This window comes from Kribbella sp. NBC_00662, from assembly GCF_041430295.1.
Lineage (GTDB): Bacteria > Actinomycetota > Actinomycetes > Propionibacteriales > Kribbellaceae > Kribbella.
The window spans coordinates 2,102,300-2,124,035 of record NZ_CP109029.1; the positions used below are offsets into that span (position 1 = coordinate 2,102,300).

Consider the following 21,736-nt stretch of genomic DNA (forward strand, 5'->3'; position numbering starts at 1 on the left):
CCGTGGTGAGTTCTAGGGTGGGGTCATGACTGTGAAGCTCGGTGCGCATGTGGAGCAGGACGATCCGTTGGCGGAGGCGGCTGATCGGGGTGCTGACCTGGTGCAGTTCTTCTTGGGGAACCCGCAGGACTACAAGGCGCCCAAGCTTGCGTACGCCGATGGCGAGGAGGCGCTGAAGACGCGCGCCGCCGCGGCGGGGGTGGATCTCTACGTGCACGCGCCGTACCGGTTGAACGTGGCGAACACGAACAACCGGATCCGGATCCCGAGCCGGAAGCTGTTGCAGCAGACGCTGGACAAGGCGGCAGAGATCGACGTCAAGGGCGTGATCGTGCACGGCGGGCACGTCGGTGACGAGGACGACCCGGAGGCCGGGTTCGACAACTGGCGCAAGTGCATCGAGCGGGCCGAGCTGCCGGTGCCGTTGCTGATCGAGAACACGGCCGGCGGGGAGAACGCGATGGCCCGGCAGCTGGACCGGATCGCGCGGCTCTGGGAGGCGGTGCAGGCCTCCGGCAACGACCGGCTGGAGAACGTCGGGTTCTGCCTGGACACGTGCCACTTCCACGCGGCCGGCGAGGAACTGCCGACGATCGTCGAGAAGGTCAAGGCGATCACCGGGCGGATCGACCTCGTGCACGCCAACGGATCACGCGACGAGTTCGGCTCCGGCGCGGACCGGCACAGCAACTTCGAGGAGGGTCATATCGACCCGGCCGACATCGTCGCGGTCGTGCAGGCGGCCGGCGCGCCGGTCGTCGTCGAGACCCCGAATGCGAACAACGGGCAGAAGGCCGACCTGGACTACCTCCGGGCACACCTCAAGTAGCGGGCGGCGTCTTCGTCCGGTCCAGGCCGTACATCCAGTACGTCAGGGCCCACGGGAGGAGCAGTGCGAGCGCGGCGGTGTTGCTCGACGGTACGAGCAGGCCGCAGATCACGGCGACAACCATCACCAGGGTGCTCAACTGGAACAGATCCATCGGGCCGAGCAGGCGCGTCCGTAGCGTGAGCTTGCCGCGGGCGCAGGCGACGTACGCGGCGATCAGCGCGACCACGCACAGGACCGCGACGACAGCGCCCAGCCAGGCGAGAGCGCTGTAGGTCTTGTAGGTCTGGAGCATCCCCGACAGCAGGAACACGCCGGCCAACGCGGTCAGCCACGAGCAGGACCACAGGAAGCGGATGATCGTCCGCTCCCGCTTGGCTTCGGCGCTCTCCTCGACCTCGGCCTCAGGCTCGGCCTTCGCCTCATCAGCCTCGACCTCGGCCGCCGGGGTCGGCTCGGTGTCGGGGCCCGGAGTGGACTCGGGCTCGGGGTCGGGGTGCGCCATGCCTGCGACGGTAGCGCAGAATGAGGCTATGCAGGCCTGGGCAGAGCGGTTCCCCGAGCTCTTCGCACCCGGTTACTGGGAGTGGGGCGACCTCGATGTCCGGTTCACCGTCGACGAACCGCCGGACGAACTGATCAGCAACGTGCACGTCGTCTGCCGGACCACCGGCGGGATCGTTGTCTGCGGCAACGACCTCGGCTGGCGGTTCCTGCCCGGCGGCACGCGCGAGCCCGGCGAGACGCTCGAGGAGCTGGTCCGGCGCGAGTTGCTCGAGGAAGCCGGTGCCCGGTTGACCGGTCCGCTGACCTGGCTCGGCGCCCACCGCGCCGACCACCGCCGGCCCGCACCGTACCGCCCGCACCTGCCGCATCCGGTCTCGTACTGGGCGAACTTCGTCGCCGACGTCGTCATCGAGCAGGAGCCGACGAACCCCGAGGACGGCGAGCAGGTCACCGAGGTGCTGGTGCTGCCGCCGGACGAGGCGGCCGACTATCTCGACGGCCAGCCCGGCGGGGTGATGGGTCCGATCGTCAGGCTGGCTCAGGCACGACAGCTGGTTTAGCGGAGCGCCACGGCAGCAGTACGGCGCTGAGGGTGCAGCTGATCCCGGCGACCCACAGCGCGCCCCGCATGCCGATGACCGTTGCGAGCACTCCCCCGAGCGCGATGAACACCGGCTGCACGCACCGCGAGCTGATCGACCACGACCCGACCACCCGCGCCATGAACGCGTCCTCGGTCTGCTCCATCCGGTACGTCGCGAACGACGGGTTGAACGCACCCGCACCGACGAGCAAGGCCGTCTCCGCCACGGTCAGCACCACGAACCCGCCCATCCCGTGCGGCGCCAGCGGGAACAGCAGCAGCCACGGTGCCCGCAGTACGCCGAACACCAGCAGCATCCAGTGCAGTCCGTACCGCCGGGTGAGTCGCGGTGCCATCCGCGCGCCGATCACACCGCCGATACAAGAGACGCCGAGCATCACCCCGTAGCTCCACGCTGCCAGCCCGAGGTCGCGGAGCATGAAGACGGCCAGCAGTGGCGAGGTCATCATCACCGGCCCGCCGAACAGCTGCGAGTTCCAGAACAGCGCCCGCAACCCGCGATGCCGCAGGATGTATCGCCACCCTGCGGTGATGTCCACCTTCCCGACCCGCTTGACCGGCTCCGGCTCGGGCTGCTTGATCCGCCGGATCCCGATCGCGGAACCGAGGAACGACACCGCGTCGACTGCGAGCGTGATCGTCGCCCCGACCAAGCTGACGAGCCCGCCGCCGATCACGGGCCCGACACTCAGCGACAGCCAGTTCGTCTGCTCGAACCGGCTGTTCGCCTCCGCCCGGCCGGCCGCCGGGATCAGCGCCTTCAGATGCGCACCACTCGCCGCCTGGAACGCGATCGTCCCGGCCGCCTGCAGCACGCCCGCCACGCACAACTGCGCAAACGTCAGTACGCCGAGCGCCGCCGCGACCGGCACCGAGGCGAGAGCCGCGAACCGCACCAGGTCCGCCGCGATCATCACCGGCCGCTTCCGTCGCTGCTCGATGAAATCCCCCATCGGCAAGGCGATCGCGGCTCCCGCCAACACCGACAACGCCGCGAGCATCGACACCTGGAACGTGCTCGAATCCAGTGCGATCACCGCGACCAGCGGCAGCGCGCCGAGCCCCACCGCCGATCCGAATGCGCTGACCGTGAACGCAACCCACAACCGACGGAAGTCCCGACCCAAAGACATCCCGCGATCGTAGAAGCACGCACCGACAGAATCAGCGCAGGTTCAGACCGCCGTCGAGCAGGATCACCTCACCGGTCAGATAGCTGTTGTGGACAACTGCCGAGATCAGGTCGGCAACGTCCGACGGCTGAGCGGCGCGGCGCATCGGGCTCGCGGTCTTCCACAGCTCTTGTGCGTCGGTCCACGACTCGGTGAGTGGTGTGTCGACGAGTCCGGGCGCGACCGCGTTGACACGAACATCCGGGCCGAGAGCAGCGGCCAGCAGCTTGGTCACATGATTCAGCGCGGCCTTCGAGGCGGCGTACGCGATCGAGCTGCCCTTCGGGCGGACGCCGGCATGGCTTGTCACGTTGACGATCGATCCACCCGATTCGCGTAGCGCCGGGAGGGCCGCCGTACACAGCAGCCATGGCGCGATCAGGTTCACGTCGAGCACTCGACGCCAGTCGTCTGCGGTGAGGCCGTCGAGTGACGCGTGTGGGACGGGCCAGCTGATACCGGCGTTGTTCACGAGTACGTCGAGACGCCCGTGCTCGCTCAACACCTCCGGCACCAACGCCTGTGCGGCCGCATCATCGGACAGATCGGCCTGGTGGTACGACCCACCCAACTCGGCGGCCAGGGCCTGCCCGGCCTCGTAGCTGGATCGCGAATGCACCGCGACGGTCATCCCGTCCGCGGCCAGCCGCCGTACCGTGGCCGCTCCGATGCCGCTCGCAGACCCGGTGACCAGCGCGACCTTGCGGGTCACGCGCCGTACCGCATGCCGTCGATGAGCAGGTTGAGGAGACGATCGGCCTGCTCGCGACGGTCGGCCGCGGCCAGTCCGACACCGCTCAGACCGATGAGTACGTCGTCAGCCGTCACATCCGACCTCAGATCGCCGGCCGCGACGCCCGCTTCGAGGATCGGCGTGATCGCGCCGACGAGCAGGTCGCGGCTCTGCGCATACGGGTCCGCGCCGGAGGCGATCACCGCACGCAGGGCGTCGGCCATACCCATCTTGCGAGCCATGTAGTCGATGAAGCGATCCATCCATGCCCGCAGCGCTTCGGCGGGTGGGAGCTTCGCGAGCAGCTCCGACGCGGCGTCGCAGACCGCCGCGAGCTCACTGCGGTACGCCGCCTCGATCAACGCCTCCCGCGTCGGGAAGTGCCGGTACAAGGTGCCGATGCCGACGCCGGCGTCCTTCGCGATGCCCTCGAGCGTCGCCTCCAGCCCGCATTTCGAGAACGACCGCGCCGCGGCGTCGAGGATCTGGCCGCGATTGCGCTGCGCGTCCGCGCGCAACGGACGCTCACCGGTAGCACTCATGTCCCTCCCCTCGGGCGTCAAACCTAGCGGACCTTGATAACCGGAGGCACCTCCGATTAACTGGGATTACCGGAGGCTCCTCCGGTTAAGCCTAGCTCGCAGAACAGGACTGGCACTGATGAGCAGATTCACCACACCCTTCGGATATGAGTCGACCGCGGCCGAGGTGATCTCCGGCGTCGACCTCAGCGGCCGCCGTGCAGTCGTCACCGGCGGCGCGTCCGGGATCGGCGTCGAGACAGCCCGAGCGCTCGCCGGAGCAGGCGCCGAGGTGACGCTCGCGGTACGAAACACCGCGGCCGGCGAACGCGTCGCCGCGGAGATCATCGAGAGCACCGGCAACAACCACGTGTTCGTGGCTCCGATCGAGCTCGCCGACCCGGCGTCGGTGCGCGCCTTCGTCGATACCTGGACCGGCCCGCTGCACATCCTGGTCAACAACGCCGGTGTGATGGCCGAGCCGCTGAACCGCACTCCGCAAGGCTGGGAACACCAGTTCGCCACCAACCACCTGGGCCACTTCGGCCTCTCCCTCGGCCTGCATGACGCCCTCGCCTCAGCCGGCGATGCCCGCGTCGTCTCGGTCAGCTCGAGTGCACACCTGCAGTCGGATGTGCATCTGGACGACCTCCACTTCGAGCACCGTCCGTACGAACCGTGGGCGGCGTACGGGCAGTCCAAGACCGCCAACATCCTGTTCGCTGTCGAGGCCGCCAAGCGCTGGGCTGCCGACGGGATCGTCACCAATGCGCTGATGCCCGGCGGGATCCGGACCGCGCTGCAACGGCACGTGCCGGAGGAGACGCAGCAGCAGTGGGATCAGTACCGCTGGAAGACCGTCCAGCAAGGTGCGGCAACCTCAGTACTACTGGCGGCGTCCCCGCTCGTGCAGGACGTGACAGGGCGGTACTTCGAGGACAACCAGGAGGCGCTACCGAACGTCCCGGGCGAGCGGAACGGCGTCGCGCCGTACGCGCTGGATCCGGAGTCGGCCACTCGGTTGTGGGACGTCTCCGAGAAGCTGCTCACACAGGTTTGATCAGAAACCGGCTCAGCTGGGGTTGCAGCAGCTGGGCCGGTACTCTGACCCCCCGTGAGTGACTTCAGCATTCGGACCATCTCGGCCGACGAGCATGCCGCGTACATCGCGGCGCAGCCGGCGGCGAGCTTCCTGCAGACCCCTGGCTGGGCGGCGGTGAAGAGTGAGTGGAAGGCGGAGTCACTCGGGTGGTTCGACCCGGCCAACCCGGCGGAGCTGGTCGGTGTGGGGCTGGTGCTCTACCGGCAGATGCCGAAGGTGAAGCGGTACCTCGCCTACCTGCCCGAAGGCCCGGTGATCGACTGGGACGCGATCGACCTCGGCAGCTACCTGCGTCCGCTCGCCGCGCATCTGCAGGAGCGCGGCGCGTTCGGCATCCGGATGGGTCCGCCGATCGCGACCCGGCGCTGGAGTGCGAAGACGATCAAGGACGCGATCGCCGGCGGTCAGCAGCCGAAGCTCGGCGACGTCCGGCCGGATGTGATCGAGCCGTCCGGAGCGACCGTCACCGACCAGCTGCGCAAGCTGGGCTGGAAGGCGCCGCGGATCGCGGAAGGCTTCGCGGCCGGACAGCCGCAGTACGTCTTCCAGGTGCCGCTGGGCGGCCGCAGCGAGGACGACCTGCTGAAGGGTATGAACCAGCTCTGGCGGCGCAACATCAAGAAGGCGGACAAGGCCGGCGTCGAGGTGACGCAGGGCGGGCCCGAGGACATCAAGGCCTTCCACGGGCTGTACGTCGAGACCGCGCAGCGGGACCACTTCACGCCGCGGCCGCTGCCGTACTTCGAGAAGATGTACGCCGCGATGGCGAACCAGCCCTCGGGCTGCTGTGACTTCCGGATCTACAACGCCCATCACGAGGGCGACCTGGTCGCATCGACGATCTGGGTCCGGGTCGGCGGTCATTCCTGGTACTCCTACGGTGCCAGCTCGACCGCCAAGCGAGACGTGCGTGGATCGAACGCGGTCCAGTGGCGCATGATGACGGACGCGCTCGCGGCGGGCGCGTCCGTGTACGACCTACGGGGCATCACCGACACCTTGGACCCGAACGACCCGCACGTCGGGTTGATCCAGTTCAAGACCGGGACCGGCGGCGAGGCCGTCGAGTACGTCGGTGAGTGGGATCTGCCGTTGAACAAGGCGCTCTACACCGCATTCGACCTCTACATGAGACGGCGTTGACACCATGCCCCTAGTCCTGCACGTCGATTCCGATCGATGGCGTGATCACCTGCGTTCCACGTGGAACCCCGACATCGTTCCGGTCGCCAAGGGCAACGGGTACGGGTTCGGGAACCACCGGCTGCTGGCCGAGGCCCGGGCGCTCGGCGCGCGGACGGTCGCGGTCGGAACGTACTTCGAGGTCCCGCCGGACCCGCGCGAGGACATCGTCGTACTGTCGCCGTGGCGGCCGTTCCTCGAGGTGCCGCAGAGCAGGAACGTGATCCACACGGTCAGCCGGCTGGCCGACCTGGTCTCGATCCCGGCCGGCAGCCGGGTGCTGATCGAGGTGATGACCTCGATGCGCCGCCACGGCATCGGGGCCCGCGAGCTGCGGCACACGATGCTGCTGAACGCTCTCGACCGGATCCGCTTCGAGGGCTGGTCGCTGCACTTCCCGATGGGCGCCGGCGGTACGTCGGCCAACCTGCGCGAGGCGCAGCAGCTGGCGAAGGCGGCGCTCGACGTCCGCAAGGGCACGCTGTGGGTGTCGCACGTGCCGGCGCAGAAGCTGGCCGACATCGGTCCCGACGTGAAGCTGCGGATGGGGACCGGGCTGTGGCTCGGTGACCGGGGTGCGCTGACGGTCCGGGCCACCGTTCTCGACGTACATTCGGTCCGCCGCGGCGAGCGCGTCGGCTACCGGCAGCGCCGGGTCAGCGGCGACGGGCACATCCTGATCGTCTCCGGCGGTACGGCGCACGGCGTCGGGCTGGAGGCGCCGACCGCTGCCGCGAGTGTCCGGCAGCGGGCGATCGCAATGGCGAAGGGCAGCCTGGACGCGGCCGGGATGGCGTTGTCGCCGTTCAGCATCGAGGGCAAGCAGCGCTGGTTCGCGGAGCCGCCGCACATGCAGGCCAGCATGCTGTTCCTGCCGTCGTCGGTGGCGCCGCCGGCGGTCGGCGACGAGGTCAACCTCGACGTCCGCTACACGACCACGACCTTCGACAAGGTGTCGATGGACTGACGCTGTTGACTTCAGGTGGACCTGAAGTTGCAGCGTGAGGTCATGAGCTTTCTGGAGCGGATCGAGGAACGGTCCGGTGCGGCCGAGCTGCGCGCGGCGTCGTACCGGCTGCTGGGGCTGAAGCGGGGCGCGACCTGTGTCGATGTCGCGTGCGGTGCGGGGCATGCGGTGGCGGAGTTGGCCCGCAAGGGCCTGAAGGTGACCGGGATCGACGCCGATCCGGACGCGGTCGAGGCCGCACGGGAGCGGGCACCGGGCGCAATGTTTCACGTGGCACATTCCGACGACCTGCCGCTCGAGGCCGGGTCGATGGACGGCTACCGCGCGATGCGCCGGTTCCATCTGCTCGAGGATCCGGCCCCGACCATCGCCGAGGCACATCGGGTCCTGCGTCCCGGCGGCCGGATCGTGGTCGGCGGGCAGGACTACGGCTTCGTGATGATCACCAGCTCCGACCAGGACCTGACCGACGTCATCCGCCTGGGCCTCGAGTCACACATGGTGTCGCCGCGCGCCGTACGGGACCTGCGCGACGCCCTCCTCGACGCCAAGTTCTGCGACGTCGAGGTCGTCGTACACACCGAAGTCATCACCGACCACCGGCAGCTGGCGCCGCAACTGAACGCGGCAGCCGGCGCGGCCGTCGACCAGGCGTTGATCACCAAGGAAGACGCCGACGGATGGCTCGCCGAACAGGCCGCGCGGGCCCGTCGGGACCGTTTCCTGGCCGCGATCCCGACCCTGCTTGTCGGTGCCCGCCGCTAGCGTGCCGGGTATGAACGAGAAGATTCCGTTGAAGGGCGTCGTGCTGGACGCGCCGGATGCCCGGGAGCTGGCTCGGTTCTACTGCCGGCTGCTGGGCTGGCAGCTGGGCACCGATGAGGAAGGTTGGGCCGTCGCGATCGGTCCTGATGGCTCCACACAGTTGTCGTTCCAGAGCGAGCCGGCGTACCGGACCCCGACCTGGCCGAGCTCGGCCGATCAGCAGCAGATGCAGGTGCATCTTGACTTCCTGGTGAGTGACCTGGAGTCGGCGCACGAGCGTGCGGTGGCCGCCGGGGCGCGGCTGATGGAGTTCCAGCCGCAGCCCGACGTCCGGGTGTACGCCGACCCGGTCGGTCACATCTTCTGCTTCTTCACCGACTGATGAGCAGCGACGACGGCACCGAGGGACAGGACCGCGGCGAAGCCGATCATCGACGGGCGCAGGGCGAAGTGGCGGATGACCAGGCTGAACGCGATCGACGGTAGGCCCATGCCGACGTACGCGATCACGAAGTACGTCGCGAGCACGCCCGCTCGCGAAGCCGGTTCGGCGGCCACGACTGCGGTGACGACCGCGCTCTTGAAGAGCAGGCCGGCGCCGCCGCCTGCCAGCCCGGCCGCGACGAGGACCAGCCACAGCGCCGGTCGGTACAGGGAGAGCGCCGTCAAGGCCAGACCGACCGGGAACATCACCGTGCCGATGAGCAACACCGTGGAGTGCGCAGCCCGGCGCAGCGCCAACTGCGTGACCGCGGACGCCGCGAAGCACACGAACGACGCCAGCCCGGCAACGAAGTACGACGTGATGCCCAGCTGCCCGCGCACGATGATCGCCCCGAGCGACGAGAACAACCCCATCACCGCGAACGCGAAGAACCCCAGTGTCGCCGCCGACCAGAATGCACCCCGCTGCCCCTCCCGTACGGCGAAGCGCACGGGCCGATCCTGGTCCGCCAATGCAGTGTCGACCGTCTCCGGCGACGACAGCACCAACAGCAGCAGGACCACCATCAACCCGCCGAAGATCACGTACGACGTGCGCATCGGAGCCGGCGCCCATTGCGCCAGCGCACCGGCGACCAACGGCCCGATCGCCAGCCCACCGAGGTTCGAAACAGTCGCGACGAGTGCCGGAAAGCCCGACCCGGCGTCCGGACGGACCTCGCGATACAGATCGGTGAGGTACACCGTCGCGGTCGACGCCATCAGCCCGACCGCGACACCGGTCAGGATCCGCCCGATCAGCAGGCCCGGCAGCTGCGGCCACGCGGCGAGGACCGCGGCCGAGACGATCCCGGTGGCCAGCGCGGGCAGGATGATCCGGCGTCGGCCGAGCCGGTCGGACAAGTGGCCGAGCAGCCGGAAGCTCGAGGCTGCGCCGACCACCATCACGGCGAAGGCGATAGTCACCGTGAACGCACCGAAGTGGTCCGTGACCTGGTAGATCGGCCAGAGCGGCGTCGGCGCCGTACCGAACGCCATCAGGGTCAGGAAAGCGGTGGCGACGAACCAGAATCCGGTCAAGTGCCGGTTCGTCGTCCGCACCGCGGTAGTCGTACTCATCGGGCGAATGCCTCTCTTCGTGGAATGGTCCACTCGATCCCAACGAGTGCGTCTCCACCGGCGATACCAGCTCTGCAGGGACTACTTCAGATAGATTCCATCTCTGTGAGAGATACTGGCGGCATGGAACTTCGGCATCTTCGGCATTTCGTCGCGCTCGCCGAGGAGCGCAGCTTCACCGCGGCAGCGGCCCGCGAGTACATCGTTCAGTCGGGCCTGTCCACCTCGATCCGAGCACTCGAGAAGGACCTCGGCGCGCTTCTGTTCGTCCGCGGGACCAGACCGGTCCGGCTGACGGCGGAGGGTGAGGCGCTCCTCCCGTCCGCTCGCCGTACGTTGGAGGCAGCCGACATCGCGCGGCAGACGGTCCAGGAGGTGCACGGCGTCCTGGCCGGGCAGCTGCGGATCGGCGCGCTGCAGACCACCGGGCACACGCTTCCGTTCGCGAGCTGGCTTGCGGAGTTCGCACTTGCACATCCGCGGGTGGAGATTTCCGTCCAACAACTGGCCGCGTCGGAAATGGTCCGCCTGGTGACCGACGGCGGCCTGGACTGCGCGCTGGTCGCGCTGCTCGACGGCGATCCCACCGGGCTCGACGTCGTACCCCTGCTCGCCGAACCGATCATGCTGGCCTGCCCGGCAGATCACCCGCTGGCGCGCGAGACCGCCGTCGGGCTGGTGCACTTGGCCGACGAACGGTTCGTCGAGGCTCCGCCCGCGTGGGCGATCCGGTCCGAGATCGATCGAGCGTTCGCGGAGGCCGGCCTGCACCGCCGCATCGCCTGCGTGGTGAACGAGTGGAGCATGGTCCTCGACCTCGTCGCAGCCGGTGTCGGGATCGCGCTCGTGCCACAGGGTCTGGATTTCACGCTGCACCCACGATCGACCGAGGCGCTCCGGCTGGTCCCGTTGCAAGGGACCAGCCTGGAACGCCGGGTCGATCTGGTGGTGCCGAGCGGACATGCCGCCTCGCCCGCGGCGCGACGGTTCAGCGAGTTGGTGAGGTCGAAACTCAGCGCTCCTTGAGGTGGCCCTTCCAGCGGACCGTCGGGAGCAGGGCAGCCGGGTCGACGCGGTCCTTGTTGGCGGAGACGATGTCGAACATCGACTCGATCAGGGTCTCCGAGAGCAGGTGCGGCTGGAGGCCCAGGCCGACCAGGCCCGTGTGCTTGACGTTGTAGTAGTGCTCGGCCTGCTCGACGCGCGGGTTCTCCAGATGCTCGACCTGGACCGGGCCGGGGAAGCACTCCGCGACCAGCTCGGCGAGCTGGGACACCGAGTAGCTCTCGGTCATCTGGTTGAAGACCCGGAACTCGCCGGCGTCGGCCGGGTTCTCCACCGCGAGCCGGATGCACTCGACGGTGTCGCGGATGTCCAGGAAGCCGCGCGTCTGACCGCCCGACCCGTAGACGGTCAGCGGCTCACCGAGCACGGCCTGGATGCAGAACCGGTTGAGCACGGTGCCGAACACGGCGTCGTAGTCGAACCGGGTCGCCAACCGCGCGTCCTGCACGGTCTGGTCGGTCTGCTGCCCGTACACCACGCCCTGGTTGAGATCCGTGACGCGCATCCCCCAGATCCGGCAGCCGAACTCGAGGTTGTGCGAGTCGTGCACCTTGCTGAGGTGGTAGAACGAGCCGGGCTTCTTCGGGTAGAGCATCCGGTCCTTGCGCCCGTTGTGCTCGACCTCCAGCCAGCCTTCCTCGATGTCGATGTTCGGCGTGCCGTACTCGCCCATCGTGCCGAGCTTGACCAGGTGGACGTCCGGGTTGGTCTCGGCGATCGCGTACATCAGGTTCAGCGTGCCGACCACGTTGTTGTGTTGTGTGTACACAGCGTGTTCACGGTCGATCATCGAGTACGGCGCGGCACGCTGCTCGGCGAAATGCACGATCGCGTCCGGCTCGAACTCACGCAGGACCCGGTAGACGAAGTCGGCGTCGAGCAGATCACCGACGTAGGTCGGCATCCGCTTGCCGGAGACCTCTTCCCAGGCTGCCGCCCGGGTCTCGAGGTCCTCGATCGGGACCAGGCTCTGGACGCCCAGCTCGCGGTCGTAGCCACGGCGGGCCAGGTTGTCGAGAACGGCCGTGTCGTGGCCGCGGTCGGACAAGTGCAGTGCCGTCGGCCACCCCAGGTAGCCGTCACCGCCCAGGACGAGTACACGCACGGCTCGGCCGCCTTCCGTCGGAGAACGTCGTCACAGTCCTTCCTATCCCGAGTACCCGCTCCAGTAACGTGACGGGCGTCATCTATTCGCTGGCAATCGGCTGAGAATTCCGTCCGGACTGCCTTCCGGGACTGCGGAGGTGCAGAATAGGCCCCAATGCGCGCTATCACCAAGACCGAACTCTCCCGCGGCCGATTGTTGCTGTGGGCGAGGTACTCGGCATCCTCCGTGGTCGCGACCGTGGTCAGCCAACTGGCGTTCGCTCTGTGTTACTGGTTCGGTACTGCGGCGATCGTCGCGACCGTCGTCGCCTGGTTCGCCGGCGCCGTCCCGAACTACGTGCTGAACCGCCGCTACACCTGGGGCCGCAGCGGCCAGAAGTTGCCGTACACAATCATCGTGATCGGCTCCGCGGTCACCGCCGCGGTGGTCACCTCGGTGACCGACCACCTGGTCCAGCCGATCGAGTCACACGCCTGGAAGACCATCCTGGTCTCCGGCTCCTACCTGGCGACCTACGCGGTCCTGTTCATCGTGAAGTTCGTGCTGTTCGACCGGCTGGTGTTCGCCAAGCCTGCCGCGCCCGCCTCCGACCCGGCCGAAGCACGTACTCCCGTAACCACGTAGTCGTCATCACCCGCCCGTAGTTCGCGCCGTACACCAGGCCCGGGCCCTTCTTGCTGCTCCCGTCACCGCGCCGGCGCATCGTCATCGGCAGCTCGACCACCCGGGCGCCGATGGCCAGCGCGCCGAGCAGCAGCTCCGACGACTGGTACTGCGGTTCGCGCAGCGTCACCGCCGTCGCCAGCTCGGCCCGCATCGCGCGGAACCCGAACGACGTGTCGGTCAGCTTGCGCCGGGTCAGGATCGACGCGAGCACCGCGAAGACCCGTACGCCGACCCAGCGCAACCGACTGTCCGCGTCCTCCGCCCCGAGCCGGCGCGAACCGGTGACGAAGTCGGCCCGATCGGTCAGGATCGGCTCCAGCAGTACTTCGAGTTCACTGTTGTCGTACTGCCCGTCCGCGTCGGTCGTGACGACGTACTCCGCTCCACCCGCGGCTGCCAGGTTGTACCCGAGCCGCAGCGCGGCGCCCTGGCCACGGTTGCTCGGGGCAACACACACGAAAGCCCCGTGTTCACGGGCGATCTCGGCGGTGTTGTCGGTAGCGCCGTCCACCACGACGAGTACGTCGACGGGCAGGCCCGCGCACGTTCTCGGCATGTCGGTGAGCACCTGGCCGATCCCGCCGGCCTCGTTGTACGCCGCGATCACCACGACGACCGGTGCGAACTCCTGCTTGCCGAAGTCCTTCACTGCAAGGGAATCGACGTGATCCGGGTACTCCGCCATCGCCGGGCGAGCCTGGTCCTTGCCCAGCACCGCACGGAGTCCGATGGCACCTGCGAGCGGGAAGAAGATCAGACCGGGCAGCTGGTAGCGCCAGGAGAACTCAAAAGCCGCGGACCCGAGCAACAAGATCACACCGGAGGCAACAGGCAACAGTGCGGCGGAGCGGAGACCTGACGTCTTTGCTCGTCCCAGCCCGGCTACCGCAGCCAGGGCGATCAGGGCGTACAGACCGAGCAGCGTGCCGGACGTGTAGCCGCCGTGGAGTTGATAGGCACGCAGAATGACCGCAGGTACGTGGGCGACGTGTGGCTCCGACCCGCCCCACTTCACCGCAGCCTTGGCGGTGTTGGGGTCGCTGAGGTTCGGATAGGTGAGCTGGAACTGCCAGCGATTCAGCGGTACGTCGTTGGGCGAGCTGGTCCGAGTCGGCGCGAAACCCTTCGCGAAGTCCTTCAGCGCGGCCCACGTCACGTCAAGCGGCTGATGCCGGATCACGAGGTGTGCGAACTCGGTGGCGAGCTGGCGCTTCGTCGTACCGGGTGGCAGGGGTCCGGGCCAGTTGGGGTCGCCGTAGTGGTTGTGGGCGTACTTGTCCACGCCGAGGCGCTCCCCCAGCGGCTCCTTGGGGCAGAACAGTCGGGTGCCCTCGTTGAGCGGGAGCTTGGCGCAGTTGGCGACCGTGGCGGTCCGCCCGTACAGGATCTGGTTCTCGGCGCCGGTGAAACCCCAGCGGCCGGTGTCGGCGCGGTAGTAGCCGACGTACGCAGCGAAGACGATGGCGAATCCGGCTACGGCTGCCGCAGCACGGCGTACGACGTCCATGCGGCGTTTGCGCCAGGCGTTGCCGACCACGATGAGGTAGAGCACCACTGCGATCAGCAGGACCATGCCGATCGCGCGGACGGTGAAGGCGGCGCCGATCAGTACGCCGACGACCGCTGCGCGCTTCCAGCCGGGCACGCGGCCGAGGAGCAGCCAGAGGATCGCTACCAGGATCACGTCGAAGGTGGTCTCGGCCATGATGTTCTGCTCGATCTGCACCTGGTAGGCGTCGAGCAGGATCGGTGCGGCAGCCACGGCGGCCAGCCAGCGGTAGACGGTGAGCCTGCGCGCCAGTGCGTAGATCGCCACGCCCAGGAGCAGTCCGACGAGGTGCTGGACGATGACTACGAGGGTCAGCCCGCCGATCCAGACCAGCGGGCCGAGCACGAAGTCGTAGCCGATGGGGTTGAGCTGGTCAGGGCTCAGCTTCCCCATGTTGGTCAGGTACTGCACCGAGTCCGTGTAGACGATCGCCGGCCGGTAGGCGATCGTCGCGAGCACCCGCAGTACAACACCGAAGAACAGGAAGATGGCGAGCAGCCAGTGCTTCCTCACTGCAGCTTGAAGTACTGCCACGTCCGTTCCAGACCCTCTTCCAAGGTGACCGTCGGCTTGTAACCAAGGTCGTTGGTGATGTCCACGACGACGGCCGGCATCTCACCGGCCGGCGCCTCGATGTGCTCCGCGGGCACCGGGCGGCCGGTGACCGTGCGGACGGTCTCGATCATCTCCAGCACCGACACCGACCGCCCGGATCCGATGATCGCGCGCCCGTCGTACTTGCTCTCCAACGCGAGCAGTACGCCGCTGACCACGTCGTCGATGTACACCAGGTCCCGCCGCTGCTGCCCGTCCCCGTACACGCGCACGCCGGTCCCGCTGAGCGCCGCGCGCATCATCCGCGGCACGAAGCTGTCCTTGTGCGACATCCCCGGGCCGTACACGTTGGTGAACCGCAGCGCCGCGGTCGTCATCCCGTAGCTGCCGGAGTACGCCGACAGCAACATCTCGCCGGCGGCCTTGGTTGCGCCGTACGGCGTCAGCGGCCGGAGCGGGAGGTCCGCGGTGATGGTCGACGTACCGACGTCGCCCACGACTGCGTTGGTCGACGCGAGCACGAACCGATCCACGCCACTGCCCCGCGCCAGCTCGAGCAGGACCTGGGTGATGGTGACGTTCTGCGCGAAGGTCTGCATCGGAGCGTCGACCGAGCGCAGCACCGAGGTCAGCGCGGCCAGATGCACCACGGCGGTCGGTCTGGTCTCGAAGGCCGCGATACAGGTCTCTTGCTCGGCCAGGTCGCCCGTCACCACCTGGACGCCCTCGTCCCAGGACGCATCCGGCGGTTCACGGTCCACAGCAGTCACCGCGACCCCACGCTCCCGCAGGGCAGCCACCACAGCCCGCCCGATGAACCCGGCCGCCCCGGTGACCAGCACACGTTCGTCCATGGGCCTCAACCTACCGCTCACAGACCAACTACAGGACACCGGCGAACGGTGTGCGACGAACCCTTGACCGCGGGTGATCATGATGGGCAGGATCACCCCGGGCGCGGGCTGACAACCTTGTCATCGGGGCCGCGTACTCATACCGGTGGGCGGGGGCTCCCGTGGTGCCGGCCGGCTGTGCAAGGAGCGTGTATGGATCTCCGCCGCCCACTGGGGCTCGTCGCGTCTCTCGGACTGATTGTGACAATGTCTACTTCCATGACGTCAGCTCATGCCGTCCCTCCGGCCGCCGTGGCTGACCAGCCTGTGGTGAGCGGGTCCTCGTTCTTCACCTCCTTCGAGCCGGGCCAGCCGCAGCCGGGGTACACCGACGCCGTCGAGACCGGACCGGACGGGAAGCCCCGCACCGACGGTGTCCGCGGCCCGACGCCGACCGGGATCGGCGGCAGCGAGATGGACAAGGTCACGAAGGTGACCGCGAACGGCGAGAACACCGGCGGCGGCGAGATCGCCACCAACGCGGCCGACGGTGACAAGTTCACCAAGTGGCTGGTGTTCGAACCGACCGGCTGGCTGGTCTACGAGACCTCGGCCCCGGTGGTGATCAAGAAGTACGCACTGACCTCGGCCAATGACGCCGACGGCCGCGACCCGCAGAACTGGACGGTCTCCGGTTCGAACGACGGGACCACCTGGACCACGCTGGACACGCAGACCGGTCAGAGCTTCGAGAACAGGTTCCAGACCAAGGAGTACAGCTTCTCGAACGACACGGCGTACAAGTTCTTCAAGCTGGACGTCACGCTGAACCACGGCGAGGACATTGTCCAGCTCGCCGACTGGTACCTCTCGAACGGCGCACCTCTGCCGCCACCCGGTCCGGTCGCCGAGTCCCAACTGGACTCCGGCCCGACCAGTGCCTACAACGCCCGCGCTCGCGTCGGTTTCACCGGCGTCAAGTCCTTCCGCTACGCCGGGCACCAGGAGAGCACCGGTCGCGGCTACACGTGGAACAAGATCTCCGACGTCGACCTGAAGGTCGGCAAGGACACCCGTCTGTCGTACAAGATCTTCCCCGAACACGTCGAGGGCGACCTCAGCTACCCGAGTACGTACGCCGCGCTGGATCTCGCGTTCGACGACGGCACGTACCTGAGCGACCTGAAGGCGAAGGACAACCACGGGTTCACGCTCAGCCCGCGCGGTCAGGGCGACTCGAAGGCGCTCTACACGAACCAGTGGAACAACGTCGAGGCCGACCTCGGCAAGGTGGCCGCGGGCAAGACGATCAAGCGGATCCTCGTCGGGTACGACAAGCCGTCCGGCCCGGCGGACTTCCGCGGCTGGCTCGACGACATCCGGATCGCGGCCGCGATCAACCCGGACCGCGCGGCGCAGAAGACCGCGGCCAAGCACCCATCGGATCTCGCGCTGACCACCCGTGGCACGAACGCGACCGGCGGTTTCTCGCGGGGCAACAACTTCCCGGCGACCGCCGTACCGCACGGCTTCAACTTCTGGACGCCGGTGACGAACGCCGGCTCGATGTCCTGGCTGTACGACTACGCCAAGGGCAACAACGAGGACAACAAGCCGACCATGCAGGCGTTGTCGATCAGCCACGAGCCCAGCCCGTGGATGGGTGACCGGCAGACCTTCCAGGTGATGCCGTCCACCGCCGACACCCCGACCGCGGACCGCAAGGCGCGGGCCTGGGCGTTCAGCCACGACAACGAGGTCGCGCGGCCGTACTACTACGGCGTCACGTTCGACAACGGCAACGCGGCCGAGATCGCGCCGACCGACCACGCGGCGATGCTGCGGTTCAGCTTCCCGGCCGGCAAGGCCTCGCTGGTCTTCGACAACGTCAACAACAGCGGCGGTCTGACCCTCGACCCGGCGACCGGCGTGGTCACCGGGTACACCGACATCAAGAGCGGTCTGTCCACCGGCGCCGGCCGGCTGTTCGTGTACGGCGTCGTCGACCAGAAGGTGATTGCCTCCGGCAAGCTTGCGGACGGCGGTGGCGCGGACGTCGGCGGGTACTTCAAGTTCGACGCCAAGACCACCCAGGTGCAGTTGCGGATCGCGACCTCGCTGATCGGCACCGCCCAGGCCCGGAAGAACCTCGAGCTCGAACTGCCGGCCGGATCGAAGTTCAACAAGGTCAAGGACGCCGCGCAGGCCGCCTGGGACGCCAAGCTGAGCGCGATCGAGGTCGAAGGGGCGACAGCCGACCAGCTGACCACGCTCTACTCGAACCTGTACCGGCTGTTCCTCTACCCGAACAACGGCTCCGAGAACACCGGCACCGCCTCGAAGCCGGTGATCACGTACGCGTCGCCGACGTCACCGAAGGTGGGTGCGGACACCCCGACCACAACCGGCTCGAAGATCGTGGCCGGCCAGACGTACGTGAACAACGGCTTCTGGGACACGTACCGGACGGTGTGGCCGGCGTACTCGTTGCTGGCGCCTGAGGCTGCCGATCTGGTCAACGGGTTCGTCCAGCAGTACAAGGACGGCGGCTGGATCTCGCGCTGGTCCTCACCGGGCTACGCCAACCTGATGGTCGGTACGTCGTCCGACGTCGCGTTCGCCGATGCGTACCTCAAGGGCGTCAAGGGCATCGACGTCCAGGCGGCGTACGACGCTGCCGTGAAGAACGCGTCTGTCGTACCGCCGTCGCAGAACGTCGGCCGCAAGGGCATGGACCTGTCCACATTCAACGGGTACACGGCCAACACCACCGGTGAGGGCTTCAGTTGGTCGATGGACGGCTACATCAACGACTTCGGCATCGCGAACCTGTCGAAGGCCCTGTACGACAAGGCGAAGAAGAACGACCCGCGCAAGCAGGAGTACCTGGACAACTACAAGTACTTCCTGAACCGGGCCCGCAACTACGTCACGCTGTTCGACCCGACCGTCGGCTTCTTCCAGGGCAAGGGACCGGACGGCGTCTGGGGCAACTCGCCCAGCACCTTCGACCCACAGGACTGGGGTCACGACTACACCGAGACGAACGCGTGGAACATGGCGTTCTCGACCCCGCAGGACGGCGCCGGCCTGGCCGCGATCTACGGCGGCCGCGACGGGCTGGCGAAGAAGCTCGACGAGTTCTTCAGCACTCCCGAGGACGCACTGCACACCGGCGGGTACGGCGGCACGATCCACGAGATGCTCGAGGCCCGCGACGTCCGGATGGGTCAGTACGGGCACAGCAACCAGCCGTCGCACCACATCACCTACATGTACGACGTGGCCGGACAGCCGTGGAAGACGCAGGAGAAGGTGCGTGAGGTGCTGTCCCGGTTGTACACCGGCTCGGAGATCGGGCAGGGGTACCCGGGTGACGAGGACAACGGCGAGATGTCGTCGTGGTACCTCTTCAGCGCGCTCGGCTTCTACCCGCTGCAGGTCGGCTCGCCGACGTACGCGATCGGCTCGCCGCTCTTCACCAAGGCGACGGTCCGGCTGGCCAACGGCAAGAAGCTCGTGGTCAGCGCGCCGAAGAACAGCTCGAAGAACATCTACGTCAAGAGCGTTCGCGTGAACGGGAAGGCGTGGACCTCGACCTCGTTGCCGCACGACCTGATCGCGAACGGCGGCAAGATCGAGTTCGAGATGACCGATCAGCCGACCAAGTGGGGCTCCGGCCGGAACGACGCGCCGCCGTCGATCACCAAGCCCGGCGAGGACCCGATGACCTGGCGCGACTCGACGTCCGACACCGGCGCGGTGATCGGTGCGGGTGGCCCTGATGTCTCCGCGTTGATCGACAACGACTCGAAGACACAGGTCACGCTGACCGGCGCTCAGCCCACCGTCACGGTGGCCCTGCCGCAGGGTCGTCCGGTCGGCATGTACACGCTGACCAGCGGCGCCACCGGTACGGCGCCGTCCGCGTGGACGCTGGAGGGTTCGAACGACGGTACGACGTGGTCCACGGTGGATCGCCGTAGTGGCGAGACATTCGCGTGGGCGTCGTACACGAGGTCCTTCAGTATCGCGTCTCCGAAGGCGTACACGCAGTACCGCCTGGTGCTGACCCCGGCGGCGGGCGCTGACGGCGTCACGCTCGCCGAGGTCGAGCTCCTCGGGACGCTGAAGGGCGTCGAGACCGGCACGCACCCGAGCGACAAGCGCGTCGCCGAGACGAAGCCGAGCCCGACCCCGTCGCAGTCCATCGACCGCAACTGGGGCTGATCCTGCTCGCCGGCTCCTGTCACTTCTTGTAGTGACAGGAGCCGTGTCCCCGGCGGAGCCTGCCCCTGAGAGGTTCCGCCGGAGATTCGGTTGTGCCGAAGTGTGATGAGGGGTGGCGGTCCCCGCCCGGACTGCCACCCCTTCATCCCTAACGACGCTCGAACTCTCCCGAGGGTTGCCTCAGCGCAAAACAGTCCACATGTCGGACATCGTCAGGAACCAGACCAGATTCATGGCCACGATCCCGGTCGTCGCGACCACAGCGAAGGCCCACCGGAGCCCGGCCCGGAGCGCCAGCACCGGCAACGCCAGCGCAGTCGCAACACCCCCGAGCTGTACTGCGAACAGAGCGCCACCCGCCTCCGCCGCACAGCTCACTGCCGTTGGCGGACACAGCGGGGCACCGAGGTGCCGCATCGCCGCGTACGCGACACCTGCCACCACACCGACGAAGGCGGCCTCCAGAGTCACCCTGCCGATCGTCCGGGCATCCATAGGATCACGCTAAGGACGCAGCGGGCGGAGTGCCTGAGCAGAACTACTCAGCCGGACCAGCGGCCGGTGAAGAAGCCGGCCGCCCAGATGGCAGCCAGCGGTATCGCCACAGCCAGGTAGAGCCGGCCGATCCACGGTCTCCGCCGGGCCAGGACGGCCAGGCCGATCCACAGCGGCCACATCAGCAGGGTGGCCCGGGTGAGCGAGTAGATCCAGAACGACGTACAGAAGGCGCCGACCGTCGCCGCGACCCAGGCAGCCTCACCCCAGGACCGGCGCCAGAACAGCCAGACGAGCAGCATCAACAGGACGAACAGCGCAACCAGTTCGGCGCGGAACATCCAGGTCCAGTCGCTGCGGTCGGGCGAGAAGTGGCCCTTGCTCGCGGCCTGGAACGTGTGCTCGAGCGAGATCCACGGCCAGGTGAACTCGCGCGCCCAGCCCTTCTCCTGCGCCTCCTGCCACGCGAACCACGAGCCATGGATCTGCTTCAGGTACGCCATGAACCCGAGCACCGGCACTGCGGGCAACGCCAGCCACGGCAGCGACAGCCAGTCCCGCTTCTTCGAGGTGATGAACTCGACGAGCAACGCGAAGATCAGGAAGATCCCGGACACCCGCACCGTCGACGCCAACGCGACGAACATGGCCGCCCGCGCCCAGCGACCCTGCCGTGCGGCCAGCCAGGCGGGGAAGGCGAACGCACAGAACAGCGCCTCGGTGTACCCAGCGGCGAGGAAGACGCCGACCGGAGCGCCGTACCAGATCATCGCCGCGTTCGGCCCGATGCCTTTCAGCTCCGGGAACTCGTACTGCGCCAGCCGCGCCAGGTACACGCCCGCGAACGCACTGGCCACTGCGGACACCACGATGCCCGCCGCGACGTACCCGATGCCGGTGTAGCTGACCAGCCGGACCAGCAACGGGAAGCCGGGGAAGAACGCGGCCAGTGGCGCTCCCGACGGCTCACCGTGGTTGTAGCCGAACTCGGCGACCGCCTTCAGGTGCCAGACGTCCCACTGCAGCCAGGCGTGCCAGACGTTCGGATAGTCGTTGCCCCGGTTGAACAGCAGCGGCGCCGAGACCGACAGCACGAACAACGCGATCCGGCTGACCAGCCACCATCCGAGCACCTCACGGGCCTGAGCTGTCGGCATCCACCGCTGCCAGCCGACGCTGTCCACCCGGGCGCGCCGAGCCCGCCCCGGCTTGGGGTCACCGGCGGCCGTGCGTTCAAACACGCCCACACCGCCGCATGCCGAAGTCCGCCCGAGTCACGCACCCATCGTG

20 protein-coding genes are annotated in these 21,736 nt (G+C 68.0%); 10 read left to right on the forward strand and 10 right to left on the reverse strand.

Features of this window, described 5'->3' with window-relative positions:
* Nucleotides 1–25: 25 nt before the first annotated feature.
* Nucleotides 26–829: a deoxyribonuclease IV gene (locus OHA10_RS10655; RefSeq protein ID WP_371406010.1), complete on the forward strand. Its 804-nt coding sequence runs from the start codon at nt 26–28 to the stop codon at nt 827–829.
* On the opposite strand, the gene OHA10_RS10660 is transcribed toward OHA10_RS10655, so the two are convergent.
* Nucleotides 822–1,334, reverse strand: coding sequence for a hypothetical protein (locus OHA10_RS10660; RefSeq protein ID WP_371406011.1), 513 nt, complete (start codon nt 1,332–1,334; stop codon nt 822–824). The two genes, OHA10_RS10655 and OHA10_RS10660, sit on opposite strands and share 8 nt — an antisense overlap.
* A 28-nt stretch (nt 1,335–1,362) precedes the next feature.
* Between OHA10_RS10660 and OHA10_RS10665 the strand changes: the two genes are divergently transcribed.
* Nucleotides 1,363–1,896: an NUDIX domain-containing protein gene (locus tag OHA10_RS10665; RefSeq protein ID WP_371406012.1), complete on the forward strand. Its 534-nt coding sequence runs from the start codon at nt 1,363–1,365 to the stop codon at nt 1,894–1,896.
* Here the strand turns inward: OHA10_RS10665 and OHA10_RS10670 are convergent.
* Genes OHA10_RS10670 through OHA10_RS10680 form a run of 3 tightly spaced genes read right to left on the reverse strand, consistent with a single transcriptional unit; the run spans nt 1,865 to nt 4,387 of the window.
* On the reverse strand, nt 1,865–3,073 hold the full coding sequence (locus OHA10_RS10670) for an MFS transporter (protein ID WP_371406013.1): 1,209 nt from the start codon (nt 3,071–3,073) through the stop codon (nt 1,865–1,867). The two genes, OHA10_RS10665 and OHA10_RS10670, sit on opposite strands and share 32 nt — an antisense overlap.
* 31 nt (nt 3,074–3,104) lie before the next feature.
* Nucleotides 3,105–3,824: an SDR family NAD(P)-dependent oxidoreductase gene (locus OHA10_RS10675; protein ID WP_371406014.1), complete on the reverse strand. Its 720-nt coding sequence runs from the start codon at nt 3,822–3,824 to the stop codon at nt 3,105–3,107.
* The gene (locus OHA10_RS10680; RefSeq protein WP_371406015.1) at nt 3,821–4,387 is read right to left on the reverse strand and encodes a TetR/AcrR family transcriptional regulator; all 567 of its coding nucleotides are present in this window, start codon (nt 4,385–4,387) and stop codon (nt 3,821–3,823) included. Before OHA10_RS10680 ends, OHA10_RS10675 begins: the two co-directional genes overlap by 4 nt.
* 118 nt (nt 4,388–4,505) lie before the next feature.
* Here OHA10_RS10680 and OHA10_RS10685 point away from each other — a divergent pair, with 118 nt between their 5' ends.
* Genes OHA10_RS10685 through OHA10_RS10705 form a run of 5 tightly spaced genes read left to right on the forward strand, consistent with a single transcriptional unit; the run spans nt 4,506 to nt 8,764 of the window.
* A complete protein-coding gene (locus tag OHA10_RS10685; RefSeq protein WP_371406016.1) occupies nt 4,506–5,426 on the forward strand; it encodes an SDR family NAD(P)-dependent oxidoreductase in 921 nt (306 codons plus the stop codon).
* 54 nt (nt 5,427–5,480) lie between these two features.
* Nucleotides 5,481–6,611 carry a lipid II:glycine glycyltransferase FemX gene (locus tag OHA10_RS10690; protein WP_371406017.1) on the forward strand — a complete coding sequence of 377 codons (1,131 nt, stop codon included), beginning with the start codon at nt 5,481–5,483 and terminating at the stop codon, nt 6,609–6,611.
* Between the two features lie 4 nt (nt 6,612–6,615).
* Nucleotides 6,616–7,617: an alanine racemase gene (locus OHA10_RS10695; protein ID WP_371406018.1), complete on the forward strand. Its 1,002-nt coding sequence runs from the start codon at nt 6,616–6,618 to the stop codon at nt 7,615–7,617.
* A 42-nt stretch (nt 7,618–7,659) separates the two neighbouring features.
* On the forward strand, nt 7,660–8,382 hold the full coding sequence (locus tag OHA10_RS10700) for a methyltransferase domain-containing protein (protein WP_371406019.1): 723 nt from the start codon (nt 7,660–7,662) through the stop codon (nt 8,380–8,382).
* Nucleotides 8,383–8,392: 10 nt separating this feature from the next.
* On the forward strand, nt 8,393–8,764 hold the full coding sequence (locus tag OHA10_RS10705) for a VOC family protein (protein WP_371406020.1): 372 nt from the start codon (nt 8,393–8,395) through the stop codon (nt 8,762–8,764).
* Here the strand turns inward: OHA10_RS10705 and OHA10_RS10710 are convergent.
* Entirely contained in the window at nt 8,737–9,945 is a 1,209-nt protein-coding gene (locus OHA10_RS10710) for an MFS transporter (RefSeq protein WP_371406021.1), read from the reverse strand. The two genes, OHA10_RS10705 and OHA10_RS10710, sit on opposite strands and share 28 nt — an antisense overlap.
* Before the next feature lie 123 nt (nt 9,946–10,068).
* Here OHA10_RS10710 and OHA10_RS10715 point away from each other — a divergent pair, with 123 nt between their 5' ends.
* Nucleotides 10,069–10,971 carry a LysR family transcriptional regulator gene (locus OHA10_RS10715; protein WP_371406022.1) on the forward strand — a complete coding sequence of 301 codons (903 nt, stop codon included), beginning with the start codon at nt 10,069–10,071 and terminating at the stop codon, nt 10,969–10,971.
* On the opposite strand, the gene OHA10_RS10720 is transcribed toward OHA10_RS10715, so the two are convergent.
* Complete coding sequence (locus OHA10_RS10720; RefSeq protein WP_371406023.1) at nt 10,958–12,115, reverse strand: NAD-dependent epimerase/dehydratase family protein; 1,158 nt, start codon at nt 12,113–12,115, stop codon at nt 10,958–10,960. The two genes, OHA10_RS10715 and OHA10_RS10720, sit on opposite strands and share 14 nt — an antisense overlap.
* 156 nt (nt 12,116–12,271) lie before the next feature.
* Here OHA10_RS10720 and OHA10_RS10725 point away from each other — a divergent pair, with 156 nt between their 5' ends.
* Nucleotides 12,272–12,742, forward strand: coding sequence for a GtrA family protein (locus OHA10_RS10725; protein WP_371406024.1), 471 nt, complete (start codon nt 12,272–12,274; stop codon nt 12,740–12,742).
* Here OHA10_RS10725 and OHA10_RS10730 read toward each other — a convergent pair.
* Together OHA10_RS10730 and OHA10_RS10735 are read right to left on the reverse strand one after the other, a co-directional pair.
* The gene (locus tag OHA10_RS10730) at nt 12,645–14,846 is read right to left on the reverse strand and encodes a glycosyltransferase (protein WP_371406025.1); all 2,202 of its coding nucleotides are present in this window, start codon (nt 14,844–14,846) and stop codon (nt 12,645–12,647) included. The two genes, OHA10_RS10725 and OHA10_RS10730, sit on opposite strands and share 98 nt — an antisense overlap.
* Entirely contained in the window at nt 14,843–15,742 is a 900-nt protein-coding gene (locus tag OHA10_RS10735; protein ID WP_371406026.1) for an NAD-dependent epimerase/dehydratase family protein, read from the reverse strand. Before OHA10_RS10735 ends, OHA10_RS10730 begins: the two co-directional genes overlap by 4 nt.
* Before the next feature lie 258 nt (nt 15,743–16,000).
* On the opposite strand from OHA10_RS10735, the gene OHA10_RS10740 reads away from it, so the two are divergent.
* Entirely contained in the window at nt 16,001–19,951 is a 3,951-nt protein-coding gene (locus OHA10_RS10740; RefSeq protein ID WP_371406027.1) for a GH92 family glycosyl hydrolase, read from the forward strand.
* A 180-nt stretch (nt 19,952–20,131) separates the two neighbouring features.
* Here the strand turns inward: OHA10_RS10740 and OHA10_RS10745 are convergent, their stop codons facing one another.
* Complete coding sequence (locus OHA10_RS10745) at nt 20,132–20,446, reverse strand: hypothetical protein (RefSeq protein WP_371406028.1); 315 nt, start codon at nt 20,444–20,446, stop codon at nt 20,132–20,134.
* Nucleotides 20,447–20,493: 47 nt separating this feature from the next.
* Nucleotides 20,494–21,687, reverse strand: coding sequence for a mannosyltransferase family protein (locus OHA10_RS10750; RefSeq protein ID WP_371406029.1), 1,194 nt, complete (start codon nt 21,685–21,687; stop codon nt 20,494–20,496).
* Nucleotides 21,688–21,736: the final 49 nt, after the last annotated feature.

What these genes read in the sequence shown, in the direction of transcription:
- OHA10_RS10655 (WP_371406010.1), top strand. Translation starts at nt 26, where the DNA reads ATGACTGTGAAGCTCGGTGCGCATGTGGAGCAGGACGATCCGTTGGCG.
- OHA10_RS10660 (WP_371406011.1), bottom strand. Translation starts at nt 1,334, where the DNA reads ATGGCGCACCCCGACCCCGAGCCCGAGTCCACTCCGGGCCCCGACACC.
- OHA10_RS10665 (WP_371406012.1), top strand. Translation starts at nt 1,363, where the DNA reads ATGCAGGCCTGGGCAGAGCGGTTCCCCGAGCTCTTCGCACCCGGTTAC.
- OHA10_RS10670 (WP_371406013.1), bottom strand. Translation starts at nt 3,073, where the DNA reads ATGTCTTTGGGTCGGGACTTCCGTCGGTTGTGGGTTGCGTTCACGGTC.
- OHA10_RS10680 (WP_371406015.1), bottom strand. Translation starts at nt 4,387, where the DNA reads ATGAGTGCTACCGGTGAGCGTCCGTTGCGCGCGGACGCGCAGCGCAAT.
- OHA10_RS10685 (WP_371406016.1), top strand. Translation starts at nt 4,506, where the DNA reads ATGAGCAGATTCACCACACCCTTCGGATATGAGTCGACCGCGGCCGAG.
- OHA10_RS10695 (WP_371406018.1), top strand. Translation starts at nt 6,616, where the DNA reads ATGCCCCTAGTCCTGCACGTCGATTCCGATCGATGGCGTGATCACCTG.
- OHA10_RS10700 (WP_371406019.1), top strand. Translation starts at nt 7,660, where the DNA reads ATGAGCTTTCTGGAGCGGATCGAGGAACGGTCCGGTGCGGCCGAGCTG.
- OHA10_RS10705 (WP_371406020.1), top strand. Translation starts at nt 8,393, where the DNA reads ATGAACGAGAAGATTCCGTTGAAGGGCGTCGTGCTGGACGCGCCGGAT.
- OHA10_RS10710 (WP_371406021.1), bottom strand. Translation starts at nt 9,945, where the DNA reads ATGAGTACGACTACCGCGGTGCGGACGACGAACCGGCACTTGACCGGA.
- OHA10_RS10715 (WP_371406022.1), top strand. Translation starts at nt 10,069, where the DNA reads ATGGAACTTCGGCATCTTCGGCATTTCGTCGCGCTCGCCGAGGAGCGC.
- OHA10_RS10725 (WP_371406024.1), top strand. Translation starts at nt 12,272, where the DNA reads ATGCGCGCTATCACCAAGACCGAACTCTCCCGCGGCCGATTGTTGCTG.
- OHA10_RS10735 (WP_371406026.1), bottom strand. Translation starts at nt 15,742, where the DNA reads ATGGACGAACGTGTGCTGGTCACCGGGGCGGCCGGGTTCATCGGGCGG.
- OHA10_RS10740 (WP_371406027.1), top strand. Translation starts at nt 16,001, where the DNA reads ATGACGTCAGCTCATGCCGTCCCTCCGGCCGCCGTGGCTGACCAGCCT.
- OHA10_RS10745 (WP_371406028.1), bottom strand. Translation starts at nt 20,446, where the DNA reads ATGGATGCCCGGACGATCGGCAGGGTGACTCTGGAGGCCGCCTTCGTC.